The sequence below is a fragment of the Helicobacter macacae MIT 99-5501 genome (assembly GCF_000507845.1).
GTDB lineage: Bacteria > Campylobacterota > Campylobacteria > Campylobacterales > Helicobacteraceae > Helicobacter_B > Helicobacter_B macacae.
The window spans coordinates 1,665,128-1,682,603 of record NZ_KI669454.1 but is presented as its reverse complement, the minus strand read 5'-3'; the positions used below and the strand labels follow the sequence as shown (position 1 = coordinate 1,682,603).

General features: G+C 39.5%; 4 protein-coding genes, 2 tRNA genes, 3 rRNA genes and 2 pseudogenes. 9 read left to right on the top strand and 2 right to left on the bottom strand.

All coding sequences use genetic code 11. The features are described 5' to 3' along the window. The first annotated feature begins 1,180 nt into the window (after positions 1-1,180). From HMPREF2086_RS07510 to rrf, 5 genes are all read left to right on the top strand, one after another. Positions 1,181-2,842 (top strand): 16S ribosomal RNA (locus HMPREF2086_RS07510). A gap of 131 nt (positions 2,843-2,973) precedes the next feature. Continuing rightward, positions 2,974-3,050 (top strand) — tRNA-Ile (locus tag HMPREF2086_RS07505). Between the two features lie 153 nt (positions 3,051-3,203). After that, positions 3,204-3,279 (top strand) — tRNA-Ala (locus HMPREF2086_RS07500). A 960-nt stretch (positions 3,280-4,239) separates the two neighbouring features. Next, positions 4,240-7,126: ribosomal RNA gene (locus HMPREF2086_RS07495) — 23S ribosomal RNA — on the top strand. A 546-nt stretch (positions 7,127-7,672) separates the two neighbouring features. Beyond that, a 5S ribosomal RNA gene (gene rrf, locus HMPREF2086_RS07490) occupies positions 7,673-7,788 on the top strand. Together the 16S, 23S and 5S rRNA genes with 2 tRNA genes alongside form the textbook arrangement of a ribosomal RNA operon. Positions 7,789-8,625: 837 nt before the next feature. Here rrf and HMPREF2086_RS07485 read toward each other — a convergent pair. Next, positions 8,626-10,089 (bottom strand): hypothetical protein, encoded by a 1,464-nt coding sequence (locus HMPREF2086_RS07485; RefSeq protein WP_023928174.1) that lies wholly within the window; start codon positions 10,087-10,089, stop codon positions 8,626-8,628. Further along, positions 10,082-10,873, bottom strand: coding sequence for a pentapeptide repeat-containing protein (locus tag HMPREF2086_RS07480; protein WP_023928173.1), 792 nt, complete (start codon positions 10,871-10,873; stop codon positions 10,082-10,084). Before HMPREF2086_RS07480 ends, HMPREF2086_RS07485 begins: the two co-directional genes overlap by 8 nt. Positions 10,874-11,172: 299 nt before the next feature. On the opposite strand from HMPREF2086_RS07480, the pseudogene HMPREF2086_RS12615 reads away from it, so the two are divergent. From HMPREF2086_RS12615 to HMPREF2086_RS07465, 4 genes and pseudogenes are all read left to right on the top strand, one after another. Continuing rightward, positions 11,173-11,991: pseudogene (locus tag HMPREF2086_RS12615) on the top strand (PDC sensor domain-containing protein); the annotation flags it as partial. 678 nt (positions 11,992-12,669) lie between these two features. Then, positions 12,670-13,164: pseudogene (locus HMPREF2086_RS12610) on the top strand (methyl-accepting chemotaxis protein); the annotation flags it as partial. A 226-nt stretch (positions 13,165-13,390) separates the two neighbouring features. Next, positions 13,391-14,338: a DMT family transporter gene (locus tag HMPREF2086_RS07470; RefSeq protein WP_023928171.1), complete on the top strand. Its 948-nt coding sequence runs from the start codon at positions 13,391-13,393 to the stop codon at positions 14,336-14,338. A gap of 105 nt (positions 14,339-14,443) precedes the next feature. Beyond that, positions 14,444-17,446 (top strand): TonB-dependent receptor plug domain-containing protein, encoded by a 3,003-nt coding sequence (locus HMPREF2086_RS07465; protein ID WP_023928170.1) that lies wholly within the window; start codon positions 14,444-14,446, stop codon positions 17,444-17,446. The last annotated feature ends 30 nt before the right edge of the window (positions 17,447-17,476 follow it).

Here is a 17,476-nt window from a genome sequence, read left to right as displayed (position 1 = left end):
AAAAAATTTACATTTCCACCGAAATTTTTCCAACCTCCCCCCACAAATCTTTCACACTTTTTCACACTTACTTTATGACATTTGATATTTTATCTTTCACAATTTCTCTTAATTATCCCCACACTTAAGCAACATTTAAGCATAATATCTGTATTATTCCCTTTCCCAAATTTTCCCGTGTTTTTTATCTTTTTGTTTCTTGTTATTTCTGTGTTGTTTTCTTGTGTAGTTTTTACGCATTTCATACTTGCATTGTAGCACTTGCACTTTATACTAGATGATTTGTTTCTTATCATTACCAAATGATGCCAAATGATTTGTTAAATGACTTTTATTTGGGATACTCATTGTTGTGTATATTGTGTCGCTAGCTGTGATACTGCTGTGATGTTTTGTGATACTCTAAATGTAGAGCAGAGCAATGTAAAGCAGTGTAGATAGTGTAAAGCAGTGTTGTAAGCGTTAGAGAATCCAGAGAATGTGAAGTGGTGTAAAGTTTGATAAAGCGTGATTGCGCTTAAAACAATATCCACAAAAGCTACAAACAACAAAAATCGACTTAAACGACTTAAAAATGCTTTAAAAGCATTAGATAGTGAATGTTTAAGATAGCATTAACGAGTGGTAATAAGAGATTGATAAGAACGATAAGAACATTGAAGTAAAAACACTTAAAGAGCAATTTGGTGATATTTTACATTTTTTATCTTTAACTAGAATTGATGAAAAATTGGTAAATGATCTTTGACAACTAAGCAAGATGATAAAGCAAGTAATTATGCTAGCTTTATCTCTTACATTCATACAACTCGACTATGACTTAAAGCTTTAAGTAACCGTTGCAAATTGTTATTGCATATTGCAACACTTAACTTAGCTTAAGAGTAAAGTCTTTGTGATACGAGTGATAAGTCTATAACTTTAAGCTATGTTTTTACTAGCTTAATAGTTATGATTTAGTAAGTAGCAAGGATAAACCCTTTCATAAAACACAAAATTTAAGCACAAATTCTAAAGTTTAGAGTTTGCAAGTTTAACTTTGTGAGCCTTATTTAAGTTTTTATGAGTTTATGGCAAGTTTGTGGTTGGTATTTTATATTGACTTAAATTTCCATAGCTTCAAAAACTTTAACTTTTTATGGAGAGTTTGGCTCTATTTTTAGATTCTAAATTCCCCATTTTTATGGAGAGTTTGATCCTGGCTCAGAGTGAACGCTGGCGGCGTGCCTAATACATGCAAGTCGAACGATGAAGCCTTTAGCTTGCTAGAGGTGGATTAGTGGCGCACGGGTGAGTAACGCATAGATAACATACCCTTTAGTCTGGGATAGCCACTGGAAACGGTGATTAATACTAGATACTCCCTACGGGGGAAAGAGGCACTCAAAAATGCTCTTAGAAATGCACTTAGCTAAGCTCATAGAGTGTGATAAGTGTAGGGTTAGATTTGCAAGTTTATTTGCATAAATGCAGGAGAATCTAGCACTACAATGATTATGCTATATGTAGCTTATAAATGTATTTTTAAGAGTATTTTTGAGTGCTTTCGCTAAAGGATTGGTCTATGTCCTATCAGCTTGTTGGTGAGGTAATGGCTCACCAAGGCTATGACGGGTATCCGGCCTGAGAGGGTGAACGGACACACTGGAACTGAGACACGGTCCAGACTCCTACGGGAGGCAGCAGTAGGGAATATTGCTCAATGGGGGAAACCCTGAAGCAGCAACGCCGCGTGGAGGATGAAGGTTTTAGGATTGTAAACTCCTTTTGTTAGAGAAGATTATGACGGTATCTAACGAATAAGCACCGGCTAACTCCGTGCCAGCAGCCGCGGTAATACGGAGGGTGCAAGCGTTACTCGGAATCACTGGGCGTAAAGAGCGCGTAGGCGGGAAAGTAAGTCAGATGTGAAATGCTAAGGCTTAACCATAGAACTGCATTTGAAACTACTTTTCTAGAGTATGGGAGAGGTAGGTGGAATTCTTGGTGTAGGGGTAAAATCCGTAGAGATCAAGAGGAATACTCATTGCGAAGGCGACCTGCTGGAACATTACTGACGCTTAAGCGCGAAAGCGTGGGGAGCAAACAGGATTAGATACCCTGGTAGTCCACGCCCTAAACGATGAATGCTAGTTGTTGTGAGGCTTGTCCTTGCAGTAATGCAGCTAACGCATTAAGCATTCCGCCTGGGGAGTACGGTCGCAAGATTAAAACTCAAAGGAATAGACGGGGACCCGCACAAGCGGTGGAGCATGTGGTTTAATTCGAAGATACGCGAAGAACCTTACCTAGGCTTGACATTGATAGAATCCGCTAGAGATAGTGGAGTGCCACTTTGTGGAGCTTGAAAACAGGTGCTGCACGGCTGTCGTCAGCTCGTGTCGTGAGATGTTGGGTTAAGTCCCGCAACGAGCGCAACCCCCGTATTTAGTTGCTAGCAGTTTGGCTGAGCACTCTAAATAGACTGCCTTCGTAAGGAGGAGGAAGGTGGGGACGACGTCAAGTCATCATGGCCCTTACGCCTAGGGCTACACACGTGCTACAATGGGGTGCACAAAGAGTTGCAATATCGTAAGATGGAGCCAATCTCAAAAACACCTCTCAGTTCGGATTGTAGTCTGCAACTCGACTACATGAAGCTGGAATCGCTAGTAATCGCAAATCAGCAATGTTGCGGTGAATACGTTCCCGGGTCTTGTACTCACCGCCCGTCACACCATGGGAGTTGTATTCGCCTTAAGTCGGGATACTAAATTGGTTACCGCCCACGGCGGATGCAGCGACTGGGGTGAAGTCGTAACAAGGTAACCGTAGGAGAACCTGCGGTTGGATCACCTCCTTTCAGAGAAAAAAAGCAAGCTATTTGTTTAGCTTGCTTGCAACCTTGCTATTTTTAGTTGGTAGAGTTGGCACATTACGCGCTTTAGATTCTTGCTTAGTTTTCAGAGATTATTGTCCTATTTGATTCAATATGGGCTTATAGCTCAGGTGGTTAGAGCGCACCCCTGATAAGGGTGAGGTCAGAGGTTCAAGTCCTCTTAAGCCCACCATAGCTTGTTTCTTGTCTATTTTTGGTTTAGTGGCAATGAACTTGTTTATGGGTTAGATTTAGGAAATACATTGTGGTCTTTAGCCTATCCTTGTTATGTTATTTTAGATTTCTTAGATTGCTTAAGTTTTTTTAAGAAAATCTTTGCAAATAAGGGGAATTAGCTCAGCTGGGAGAGCGCCTGCTTTGCACGCAGGAGGTCAGCGGTTCGATCCCGCTATTCTCCACCATAGCTTAAGTCTATCTAAAATCCCAAGTTAATTAAAACTAATTAAAGCCAATTAAAATGGTTAATTAGAAGTGGTTGGTTAAAACCAAATTACTTAAAAAATAATTTGGTTAAAATCAGCAACGCAATATTTGATTAACTTACTTGGATTTTTAGTTTAGCTTAGAGTTTTTGTTTTTATTGTTTGTTCTATAAGGTTTAATGCAAGTCTTAGGAGAATCCACATAGAGAATCTTTAAGAAACCTTTGGTGTTAAGGTGTTCTTTTAGCATTCTTTTTAGTGTTTTTTGTGGAGTTCTTTAGAATCTCTATTAAGGGCAAAAAATCTAAAAAATGGAATCTTATTGAAGTAATAATCTAACACTTTTTTAGGTTCTTACTTCAACTTGGGTTTATAATCTTAAGTAGATTCTATTACAATCAACTAGAATCTAGCTATAAAATCCACTTGGAGTTATTTAGAATCTTAACTTAGATTCTATCTAGCCTCTTTGTGCTAGATTGTCTTTTAGATTTTTAGTTAGATTCTTTAAGATTCTTGGGTTTTATTATCCTTAAGATTCTAGCCTATTTGATTTTTCCATCTTTAAGGTTCTTAAGCTATCTTACTTTGGATTTTATCATACTTGCTTGAGTTAAAATCAGCTAGATTTGGCTAGATTCTAATTTGGATTTTTAATCCTCTTAGATTTTATCGCTTTAGATTCTTGCTAGAGTTTATGGCTTTTGCAAGATTTAGCATATTATGATTTCTAGCTTGTGATTTATGATTTCTAGCTTAGGATTTGCATTAGACTTTATAAGTCGTGTTATTTGACTTTTCATTGTTAATAGCCTAAGTAAAATAAAACTACAATAACCCTGCTTTATTGAAGTCTTTGTTTAAGCATTGTTGTGAATCCACAACAAGCTAAAATGATACACTCAATAAGGCGGTAATGTAAGAATACTTAACAAAAAGGCATAAGCTACAATAGAGCAAATGGTGGATGCCTTGGGTAGTAGAGGCGATGAAGGACGCACTAGACTGCGAAAAGCTACGCGGAGCTGTCAAGGAGCTTTGATGCGTAGGTATCCGAATGGGGCAACCCAATGCGTAGTGATGCGCATTACCTTTAATGGAGCGAACCTAGCGAAGTGAAACATCTCAGTAGCTAGAGGAAAAGAAATCAAACGAGATTCCCCTAGTAGCGGCGAGCGAACGGGGAAAAGGGCAAACCGAGTGCTTGCACTCGGGGTTGAGGACTGCAATATCCACTGCAATGTCTTAGCAGAAGAGTTTGGAAAGACTTATCATAGAGGGTGATAATCCCGTATGCGAAAAGACATTGCTAGGTAGCAGTATCCAGAGTAGGGCGAGACACGAGAAATCTTGCCTGAAGCAGGGGAGACCACTCTCCAACCCTAAATACTACTACTACACCGATAGCGCACAAGTACCGTGAGGGAAAGGTGAAAAGAACCGCAGTGAGCGGAGTGAAATAGAACCTGAAACCATTTGCTTACAATCATTCAGAGCCCTATGATTTATCAGGGTGATGGACTGCCTTTTGCATAATGATCCTGCGAGTTGTGGTATCTGGCAAGGTTAAGCACACGCGAAGCCATAGCGAAAGCGAGTCTTAATAGGGCGTTAAGTCAGATGCTGCAGACCCGAAGCCAAGTGATCTATCCATGACCAAGTTGAAGTAAGTGTAACAGCTTATGGAGGACTGAACTCGTGCCCATTGAAACGGGTTGGGATGAGTTGTGGATAGGGGTGAAAGGCCAAACAAACTTGGTGATAGCTGGTTCTCTTCGAAATATATTTAGGTATAGCCTCAAGTGATAGCAATAGGGGGTAGAGCACTGATTGGGCTAGGGCTGCTCACCGCGGTACCAACCCCTGTCAAACTACGAATACCTATTGCCTTATCTTGGGAGTCAGGCGGTGGGTGATAAAATCAATCGTCAAAAGGGGAACAACCCAGACTACCAACTAAGGTCCCAAAGTTCTATTCTAAGTGGAAAATGATGTGAAGTTACTTAGACAACCAGGAGGTTGGCTTAGAAGCAGCCATCCTTTAAAGAAAGCGTAACAGCTCACTGGTCTAGTGATTTTGCGCAGAAAATATAACGGGGCTAAGATAGACACCGAAGTTGTAGATTCTATGTGAAAGCATAGAGTGGTAGAAGAGCGTTCGTATCTGCGTTGAAGCCATATCGGCAAGAAGTGGTGGAGCGATGCGAAGTGAGCATGCAGGAATGAGTAGCGATAAAAGTGGTGAGAATCCACTTCGCCGAAAGTCTAAGGTTTCCTACGCGATGCTCGTCATCGTAGGGTTAGTCGGGTCCTAAGACAAGTCAGAAATGGGTAGTCGATGGAAAATTGGTTAATATTCCAATACCAATAGTAGTGTGCGATGGAAGGACGCATAGGGTTAGGTGAGCTAGCTGATGGAAGTGCTAGTCTAAGGGTGCAGCTTGGAGGATAGGCAAATCCGCCTCTGTATGTCAAACCTAAAAGGCTCTCCAAAGTCTTCGGATAGCGGGGAGAATCACTGATACCGTCGTGCCAAGAAAAGTTTCTAAGTTTAGCTACTATTGCCCGTACCGCAAACCGACACAGGTAGATGAGATGAGTATTCTAAGGCGCGTGAAAGAACTCTCTTTAAGGAACTCTGCAAACTAGCACCGTAAGTTCGCGATAAGGTGTGCCACGCAAGTGGTCTCAGCAAAGAGTCCCTCCCGACTGTTTACCAAAAACACAGCACTTTGCAAACTCGTAAGAGGAAGTATAAGGTGTGACGCCTGCCCGGTGCTCGAAGGTTAAGAGGATTTGTCAGGGGTAACCCAAAGCATTGAATTGAAGCCCGAGTAAACGGCGGCCGTAACTATAACGGTCCTAAGGTAGCGAAATTCCTTGTCGGTTAAATACCGACCTGCATGAATGGCGTAACGAGATGGGAGCTGTCTCAAAGAGAGATTCAGTGAAATTGTAGTGGAGGTGAAAATTCCTCCTACCCGCGGCAAGACGGAAAGACCCCGTGGACCTTTACTACAGCTTGGCACTGCACATGGGAGCATTATGCGCAGGATAGGTGGGAAGCTTTGAAGTCTCTACTCTGGTGGAGATGGAGCTGTCCTTGAGATACCACCCTTAATGTTTCTGTGGGCTAACTAGCTTGAGTTATCCTCAAGTAGGACAATGTCTGGTGGGTAGTTTGACTGGGGCGGTCGCCTCCTAAAAAGTAACGGAGGCTCACAAATGGTTGGCTCATTGCGGTTGGAAATCGCAAGTAGAGTGTAATGGCATAAGCCAGCCTGACTGCGAGACAAACAAGTCGAGCAGAGACGAAAGTCGGTCATAGTGATCCGGTGATTCTGTGTGGAAGGGTCATCGCTCAAAGGATAAAAGGTACCCCGGGGATAACAGGCTGATCTCCCCCAAGAGCTCACATCGACGGGGAGGTTTGGCACCTCGATGTCGGCTCATCGCATCCTGGGGCTGGAGCAGGTCCCAAGGGTATGGCTGTTCGCCATTTAAAGCGGTACGCGAGCTGGGTTCAGAACGTCGTGAGACAGTTCGGTCCCTATCTGCCGTGGGCGTAGGAGAGTTGAGGAGAGCTGTCCCTAGTACGAGAGGACCGGGATGGACACGCCACTGGTGTAGCAGTTGTTCTGCCAAGAGCATCGCTGCGTAGCTACGCGTGGATGTGATAACCGCTGAAAGCATCTAAGCGGGAAGCCAACTCCAAGATTAACTCTCCCTGAAGGTCGCAGCAAGACTAGCTGCTTGATAGGGTAGGTGTGTAAGCATAGTAATGTGTTTAGCTGACTACTACTAATAGACCGTTTGGCTTATTTCTTTATATAGCGTTAAGTATTCTAATTACTGCCTTATTGAGTGTATCAAATTGGGTAAAGCAAGGGTTGTATAATTGTTGGTGTGTTTTTATTTAAGTCTAGAATCTAGTTTATATCTAGTTACTTTTGGGCTATTATCAATGGTTGATACTTAGTTATTTATTGTTTTTACTCATCAGGGTGCTTGTGTGTAGTAAGTGGTTTATAGTGATTTGTTTCTTTGTAAATCTTATTTATGCAAATTTCGCATAAGTGCATATAAGCACACATAAAGGATTAGCGTCTTTTAGGCATAAAAGCAATAAAATTCTAGCGTATCAAATGTTTGTTATCCCCATAGGAAAATGGAAATAAGGGCAAAAACATAGCTAAAGAGATAGCTCTATACTCTGCCTTGTGCAGTGTAAAAGCCTAGCAAAAGCCTCACAAAATCTTAGGTTTATGGGTAGTGAAATACTACTTCTTAAGTGCAGGTTGATATGTAGAATCTTAGATTTTATGAGGCTTAAGTTTGGGTAAATGTGTTTGCTTGCCTTTATTTCCCTTTTCCTTGTGTCTATAGAGAGGAGGACACACCTAGCTCCATTCCGAACCTAGCAGTTAAGCTCCTCTTCGCTGATGATACTGCACTTTGCAAGTGTGGGAATGTAGGTCGATGCAGGGATTGGGGAAATGTTTATCCTACTCACAAAATCTTGCTTTATCTGCTTTTTATTGTTTTTATCTTATCTTGGTATTGTTTTTTATCTTGCTTTACTTTCTATCTTGCCTCATCTTGTTTTTGCTCCTTATTTTACTTTACTTTCTATCTTACTTTACCTTACTTTTTATCTTGCCTTGCCTTGTATTGTATTGTTTCAACTTGATTGTAAAAACTTGCTTATACAATCTAAATGCTTGTGAAAAAGATGAACTCGCGTAGAAAAACAGCTTCTAAAAAACCTTAAGATTTTACATAAGATAACTTCTTAAGAATCCTTAAAATTTCCAAAAAACAACTCTAAGATTTCTAGGGCTATTAACTTAAATGACTTTGCGTAGAGCGTATGTAAAATGCACTATTTAACACAGAGCTAAAGCTATCTATACCACCATGCGCACCAAACAAAAGCACAAACTCACTAATAAACGCAAAATCATAAGCACAAAATGTTTATGCAAATTGCGAAAACTTTCAAAGTTTATAGCACTCTTAAAAACTTCAAAATTTATAAGAACTTGCAATCCTACAAAACATTTATTCGGATTATTTTTTGACAGCTATTTAGGAAAATCAGTAAAAAATGATTTATCAAACTTATAAAATATCTAGAAAATTATATGAATATTAAGGAATTTCTAAAATTTGTGGGGATTTAAAATCCATATAACTTATGTAATTTTAAACTTTTTTAATATTGCTAAAAAAAATAACTCCAAAGCTAACTTGAAAGTTTGTGTTATTTGGAGGTTCCACTTACTTTGTTTCACATTTTTAGATTTTACTATATCATCAAATGCTTTAAGAAGGTATTATAGAATTTTTGCGCGCACTCTTTTGCAAAGAAAAGAGGCAAAGCAGAAGAATGATGCCATAAATTATGCTAGTAGATTTTATAATGCTATTACTAGCTTCATCATAATCAATAATTTCTTTTATCTCTTTAAGTTTTAGTTCGTCATTCAAATCTATAAGTGCCAAAATATTTTTTAATCTAGTTTGATTTTCTTGTGATTCAAAAATTTGATATTCTTTATGGCTTGGATTCATTGATATGGAGGTAAATTCTCTTCTTATATTGCAGGGTATATCATAATCATCTCTATCAAAATCATACTTTAGTAACTTTTTCATATCACAAAAAATTACGCTATTGCTGTTGCTATCATCAATATTTTTTATTGTGTTTGATAGGTTGTTAGGATTATCTTTAAGCGTAGCTAAAATGGTTTTAAAGTTATTCACTTTTCTATCATCAAACAAAAATGATATGATATTGCTTAGCTCATTTTTGTTTGATAATATAATTTCTTTTACTGACTTTGATTCTGTAAAAGAAGCGTTATCATCGTTTTTTAAATTAAATTCTTTTTGCGAAATTTTAGATAGATTTATTATAGCGTTTGCTTCCATATTGTTAAGCCTTTTTTCTAATCGATTTTCGCTCAATGTATCAGCTGAAAATATGCCTACAAGTGGATTTAGGAGTTGTGGTTTTGCAACGAGAATCCATAGTAGAAAAAAATACATAAATGCCCTAAAATAATCAGCAATATTTTTTGTGCGAAATAAGGAGTAAAATATTCCCAAAACAATTACATATATCATTAAAAAGCAAAGCGTATACACAAAATAGATTAAGAAAGTGCTTGATAACAGAAAATAAATAAGCATAAACAATATAAGTAACAAAGTTAGTTTTTTACTAAATGCGTTTTTATTAAAAGAATAAAAGATTGCCAAAAAAATTAACCCAATAAACAATGTAACACTATAAGATATGGTTTCTCCATAAGTCATCATATATGGCAATATAACCCTCATCAAAAATAGTAAACTACCATAAGATACTATCATCGTGGTTGTGAAATTTAATATAGTTGTGAAATTTGTGTGATGATTGCTTGTGTGTCTATATAGTTTTAATATCGCATTGTCTATCCACAGCGTAAAATCTAGCTCATTATTTTTATATTTTTTGCTATCTTGTTTGTTATCCTCATCGCATTTTTGTGTTGTATCTACTTTTTTATGTTGTCCTTGCTCTATGGAAAACTCTAATTCAAGTTCTTTTGCATATAGCTCTAGTATGTGCCAATTTTGCGCTTCTAAAAGATTGTTTTGTGAAAGAAGTGTATCTTTAATAGCCCTAAAAGAATCTTTTAAATTTTGTGCGTGTTGAATCTTTAAGTGTATTTTTGTCTTATCTTTTTCTTTATTGTCTCTAGCTTCATATTCTACTTTTTTATTTATATATTCAGCCATTTGATTTAATGTTATGTGTTTTGTGTTTTGTGTTAACACCGACAAAGTTTAGGAATCTTGGATTTTGGATAACGCACGCTGAAAAATTTACTACGGTTTCAAAGGTGGCAAAATAAAAATTTGCCACTCGTTCAAATGCTACTCTACACATTTGTAAATCTTGCTTAAAAACTGCTCTATGAAAATACGCATCCGCTCTAAAAATCGCGCCACTAAAATCAGCATTATCGCAAAATTTAGCATTGCTAAAGTTTGCTTCCTCATCAAATTCTGCATTTGCAAAGCAAGATTTTCCAACAAATTTTGCGTAAGAAAAATTAGCCTTTTTGCTGAATATAGAATTTTCAAAAGACGCTTCATTAAAAATGATTTTGTCAAACATAATCTTTCCATTGGTTTTGATAAAACTGCAATCAAAATTTTTTTTGAAAGTAACATTATCAAAAACAAGAGTATTTTTATATTCAAACAATTTGTCTTTTTTGCTTTTATTGCTTGGATTGAGATTTACTTCGCACTCAAACGAGCAATTAACAAACTTTATATTGTATTTGGCTATGGTTTCTATGTCAAAATCATATATGTTTAGCTTAAAGTCGATATTGCTTAAATTATGATTGTTTTTACTGTCAATCCTGTATTCATTTGTTGTTTTGTCGTAGCTTATAAGGCTAAATGAAGTAATATAATGCGTTTTTTCTAGAGGCAGTTGAATACTGATTGTATCTCCCCATAGAGCGCGGGCTATTTTTTCTTTTGCTCTTTGTATTTCTAGCTCTGTCATTTGCTATCTCACTAAATTTTTGACAAACAATCTAGGCACTATTGTATCATTTTACTGCCATAATATTAGTCTTAGAATCCTAAAATAAAAAATTGCAAAAAGACACTTTTTTGCAATTTTTTATTTTCACTCCACTTCTTTGCATACTTTGCATACTTCAAAAACTTGCAAAAACATTTAATATTTCATCGCTAAAATTTGCCAAAAACCCACAAATAATACACCTCTTGTCGTTTTTTTTTTTTTTTGTTATAATGATTTTTAACAAAAGTTAAAAAAAACAACAAGGAGAGTAAAAAATGTTCAAAACCGTCGCTTCCAAGATTCTTACGCTCGCTATTGGCATATTTGTCATTATGATTGGGATTGTCAGCGTGGTAAATTACACGCGCACTTCAAAATCCACCACCGATATTTTTAACGGCTTGCAGCAGCTTATGCTTCACTCATCTTTCACTACCATAAACATAACGATGGGAATCGAGGCGGAGCAGCATTTGCGCGAGCTTTCCGCGCTTCTTGCAAATGTCGATAGAAACGACATTGTTGCCCAAAGAAAGATTCTGGCAAATCTCGCTAAATTTGTCCAATATGACGCCGCGTTCATCGTATATGAGCAAGGCGATGGCAGAATGATTTCAGGTATGCCAAAAAGCGATATAAATCGCCTATCCTCTATGCCCGATGATGGCACATTTGACTTCCGCACGCGAGGCTGGTATCAAGCTGCTAAAAATACGCAAAAATTTTTCGTAACCGCGCCTTATGAAAGCAAAGTCGCTGGAATGGAGGCGACTATTTCAGCCACTGCGGCTATGCCGTTTTTTCGCAATGGCAAGTTTGAGGGCGTGATAGCGGTGGATATTTCGGTGGGCGGATTCCAAGATAGGTTCAAAAACTTCTATCGCAAAGAGTTGCCAAGCCTGCGGATTTTGCTTATAGATTCTGAAGGCGAGGTGTTTTCTCACGCGGATTTAGAAACAATCGGCAAAGACAAACTCAAAGCACTAGGCGCACAAGTCGTAAGCAAGGCAAGTCAAAAGCCTGTGGGCGAGTTTAAAATGAAGTTTTTGGGTGTGGATAAAATCGTGTTTTATGAGCAAATGCCTTTTGGCTGGATAATCGCTGCTGAAGCAAACGAAGCGGACTTGACAAAGGCGATAAATGAGAATTTCATCGCTTCTAGCGCGCTTGCTTTGGTGCTACTCATTCTTGGCGGGGTAGGGCTATTTTTTGCGATTAAATATTTCTTTAAGCCGCTAGGCGCGATACAAGAGAGCTTGCACAAGTTCTTTGCGTTTTTGAACTATGAGACAAAGCAAGCCCCCAAACCGCTCAATCTCACAAGTCAAGATGAATTTGGGAAAATGAGCAGCGAGATTGACAAAAATATCACACACACCCAAGAGATGATAGAGCAAGATTCTGCGATTATAAAAGAGGTGAGTGCTGTGGTAGATGAGGCAAAGCAAGGGAAATTTGGCAAGACTATCACGCTAAGTAGCCCAAATCCGCAGACAAATTCTCTCAAAGATAGGCTAAATGAGATGAGTCAAACGCTATTTAACCTCGTAGGGCATAAGCTCTCAAACGCCACACAAGCCTTTGAAGCCTATCGCAAAAACGACTTTAGTTCGCGCATACAAAATCCGCAAGGAATCGAAAAAGACATAAACGCGCTAGGAGATTCTATTACCCAAATGCTAAAGCACTCTGCGGGCTTTGCCAAAGAGCTAGGGGCGAAATCTAGCGAGCTAGAAACTTCTATGCAAGCCCTCACAGAGCGTTCTCAAAAGCAAGCCACCTCGCTTGAGGAGTCCGCTACTGCAGTAGAGCAGATAAGCTCCTCTATGCACATAGTGAGCGAAAAAACCGATGAATGCACACACCAAGCCGAAGACATAAAAAACATCGTGGGCGTGATACGCGACATAGCCGACCAAACAAACTTGCTCGCGCTCAATGCTGCGATTGAAGCCGCGCGTGCGGGCGAGCACGGCAGGGGATTTGCCGTAGTGGCAGATGAAGTGAGGAAGCTAGCCGAGCGCACGGGGCATTCACTCGGCGAAATCGAAGCAAATGTCAATATCCTCGTGCAATCTGTCAATGAGATGAGCGAATCTATCAACGAGCAAACAAGTGGCTTAAGCCAGATAAATGAGGCAATCGCGCAACTAGAGAGCACCACACAAGAAAATGTCGAGGTGGTAAATGCCACAAACGAAGTCGCCAAACGCGTAAATGGCATAGCCGATGAAATCCTAGAAGATGTGAGTAAGAAAAAATTCTAGGGATTTTAGCGCAAAATTTGCATAAAATTTATGCGTGGTAAAATCTATGCCTTTTTATATTCATCACGCCTTGTAAATGATTTTGCATTTTTTAGCGGTTTTTTATTTGTCTAAAATTTTGCCAAGCGCAGTTCATTTGCTAAATCTATATAAAAAATCCTTTTGTATAAACTTTTAGATTTTATAATGTTGTGTGGTTTTTATTTATTTTTAAGGGGTAGTGGATTTGCGCGGTGTATTTTTGGGGCAGAGTTGGCATAGTTTTATTGGGCACTTTTTGGCGATTTTTACCATTGTGGTGTGGGGGAGCACTTTTAGCGCGACAAAGGCACTGCTAGAGGATTTTGCCCCTGCGGAGATTCTCTTTATCCGCTTTGCTTTGGCGTATATTTTTTTAGCCCTTTTGTGCCACAAAAGCATTGCCTTTGAGCGTGGTAAAAAGGAGCTGCTTTTCATCGGTGCGGGGCTTAGTGGGAGCTGTTTGTATTTTTTGCTAGAAAATATCGCACTTACCCTTACTAATGCCTCAAACGCCTCACTTCTAGTGGCTATAAACCCAATCACAACCGCGCTTTTGCTAAGGCTCTTTTTTGGCAAGAGGTTTGGGCGATTTTTTGTGCTTGGCTTTGTGATTGTGTTTGTGGGTATCGTGCTTGTGGTGTTTAATGGCAACTTTAGCGTGCAAATCTCGCCGCTTGGGGATATGCTGTGTATCCTTGCTGGGCTTGTGTGGTCGGTTTATACCATTATCTTGGAGCGACTTTTTAGCGCGTATCGTGGGAGCAATCCTATCGCAATGACGCGCAGAATCTTTTTTTATGGACTGATTTTCACGCTTCCTTTCGCGCTGTATCAAAGCGGGTTTTTGGGCGGTATTTTGGACGGGGAAAATCTTAGCGCGAACTTAAGTGCGATTTCAGAATCTTCGCGCTATCTTAAGCCTAGCAATCTTGCAAACCTGCTCTTTTTGGGGCTGGTGGCTTCCGCGCTTTGCTACCTAAGCTGGAATGCCTGCCTCAAACGACTTGGCACGCTTAAAGCAAGCGCGTATATTTATGCGATTCCTGTGGTGGGCGTGTTTATCGCTACGATTACGCTAGGAGAGCCACTCACGCCTTATCTCATCATCGGCGGGATTCTCACTTTGCTTGGGCTTTTTGTGAGTCAAAAATAGTTTGATAGATTTTATGTGCACTTTTTGATAAATTTTGATATAAAGTGATAAAGCATTTTATTATCGAGTTTTATCATAGTCCAAATTTAAAATACAAGGGATTTTATGTCAAGTATTTTTAGAAATTTGCTGATAGCTTTGTGCTTGTTGCACTATTTGCTTTCAGCTCAAAGCCCCCCAACCCAAAGCCAAACAAGTGTCCCAAATAACCAAGAGAATGATAGCCAAACAAAAGAGCAAGCAAAACATTTAGAGCAAGAATTGCAAGCAAAGGATTTGGGCAAAATCGTAGCAACAGGCACAAGTGATATAGACACTTCACAAATAAGAAAATATCAAAGCAGTTCAGGCAAAATAAGCGCGCAAACACTAGAATCTAGCCCAAGTGGAAATGGCGATATAGGCTCAATCCTTAGAATTCTGCCAAATGTGCAGTTTGATAACGCACAAAATCGCTCCACCACACCGGGAGAAATCGACCCTGCAAGAATTAGCATAAGCGGCGGATTGCATTATCAAAATAGCTTTTTGCTTGACGGTGTGGGAATGAATAACAACCTTGACCCTGCGGGCACGGGGGATTGGCAAGGGCAAGCACCGGGCAGAAGTCAAGGCTTAGCCATAGATACAAGCCTGCTAGAATCTATAACTGTGCTAGATAGCAATGTCGGTGCAGAGTATGGAGGGTTTAGTGGAGGAGTGGTGCAAGCAAATACACAGCGTCCTAAGAAAAAATTTGGTGGAAATATCAGCTATCAATTCACGCAAGGCAGTGCAAACCCAAAATCCATATCTATGACACGCTATCATCTTTACGAGACAAGCGATATATCAGCATTTCTTAACTCATATAGCGATAGTAACCAACCAAATTTCACAAAGCATATTATTCGCGCAAACATAGAATCTAAGTTTAACGATAGATTTGGGATTATCAGCTCGTTTAGTTCGACACTTAGCTACATACCATTGCGCAGGAGTGATGATAGCTATGCTAGCTCAAGTGGCAACTCTCAAGCTACTCCTATCGACCCAAAAGACTCAAGCACTGCTAAGCAAAATCAAAAACGCGAAATCTATAACTACTTCATCAAAGCCTATTATGACCCAAGTGAGAGAGTGCGCTTGGAGTTTAGCTACACTTATGCACCACAATATGATTATCGCTTCATCGTAGGCACGGTTAAGGATTTTTATAGCTTTGATTCTGGTGGGCATAATGTGGCATTAAAAACCTCGTGGGAAAATCATCTAGGCTCACTCACTTACACACTAGGCTATCAGTTTTTGAAAAACTCCACAGATACGAACTTTGGCGCGACTAAGTATTGGCAGGCGAGTGATTCCAAAGCGTGGAGTAATTGGGCGACTTGGGTAAGGAGCGGGGGCTATGCGCCAAGTGAATCCACACAGCATACACTTAGCAATAAACTTATCCAAGATTTTATCCCCTTTAGTATTGGCTTTAGTAAGCATAGCTTTTCATTAGGTGCAGAGATAGGCTACAGTTATGTTGATTTTAGCTTTTCTAAGCACTATGATTCTGCGGTAAAAACGGCTACTTTTATGACTGCGGCACAAAAACAAGCCTGCCTAAAATCTGATTTAAACGGGCAGTGGTGCGATGTAGCAAAAGCTTATGATACAAGGGGGTTTGAATCTTATGCAGCTTCTTTGCAGGGCTTAGGAGCAGGCAATGCAAATACGGCTGATTTTGAGCTAGAATCTTTCAATGGCAAAAATATGCTTGTATGGAAAAATGGGCAATACTTCAACCAAATCACGCGCTTTGAGAATGCAAAACCTATCAAGCTAAATAACGGCACATTTGCACTTTTCCTCCAAGATGATATTGCTATCCCGCTATCCAAGCTAGGCGAACTAAATGTAAGGCTTGGTGCTAGGCTAGATTTTGATACTTATATGCAAAGGGCAAATCCTGCGCCACGACTTGTGCTAAACTACCAAGCCCCGTGGAATCAAACCCAAAAAGGACGCACTTATCCCACACAAATCACTGCTGGGGTAAATCGCTACTATGCGTCAAATCTCTATGCGTATTGGCTAAAAGATGGAATCAACACTCTAAGGACTGATATTTATAGAGATAGCCCTGATAAGTCGTGGGAGAGTATCCTAGCAAGTGGGAAAAAGTGCGCTCCACGCACAAGGGTGGACAAACCTTATATAGACCCGCTCACAGGCACGCAAAAGATACAATATTATGAGTATGATACGAACTGTATAAGCACTATGGCAAATTCTACTAGATTCCAAAAAATCAAAACTCCTTATGCTGATGAGCTAAGCATAGGGCTAGCACAAGGAATAAAATCGTGGAATCTAAGCGTGAAGTATATCTACCGAGAGGGCAAAGATGAAGTGCGACAGATACGAAGCGACTATGCAAAATTACCTCCGATAGAGGGCTATGCTGGCACATATTATGTCTATACAAATGAGGGAAAATCCTATACAAATGTCGTTACACTACTTATCGAAAATGCTCGTCCTTTGCATACTTATGGAGTGGCGCATTATTTTATGTTTGGTTTTGATTGGACTAATGTGGTGCGCAATTACCAAGACTATACAAGTAGTGCTAGCACAAGCGAGCTAGAGGACAGGATTATATTGTGGCACGGAGAGCTTATCCACCAAAGTCAAAGGAGGGCTACAAATTTTTTGCGCCCATATACCTTTAGGCTAAATACCACGCATATTTTTTATATAGCCAAAACAAAATGGATATGGAATAATTTTTTTAGATTTCGCTCCAAATATGATGCAGATGCGCTTATCGCTAGGGCAGGGGGGAAGCCAAGCAATAACGGAGTAGCTTCTAATCAATATAACCCAAACTATTCAGACTATGACCAATACGGCAAAGTGCCGATAAAAGCAGCATTTACTTGGGATATGCGCATAAGTGCGGAATTTAGCATATATAAATCACATACCTTGTATATGAATGTAGATATTTATAATGTGCTTGATAGTCAAATCCCTACTATTGCCACTACAAACTACACGGGAAATAGCTTTTCTCCTACGCTTGCTTATGAGGTGGGGAGGCAGTTTTGGGTGCAAGTGGGGTATAAATTTTAGCGTTATAAAATTTGGCGTTGGCAAAGAGTG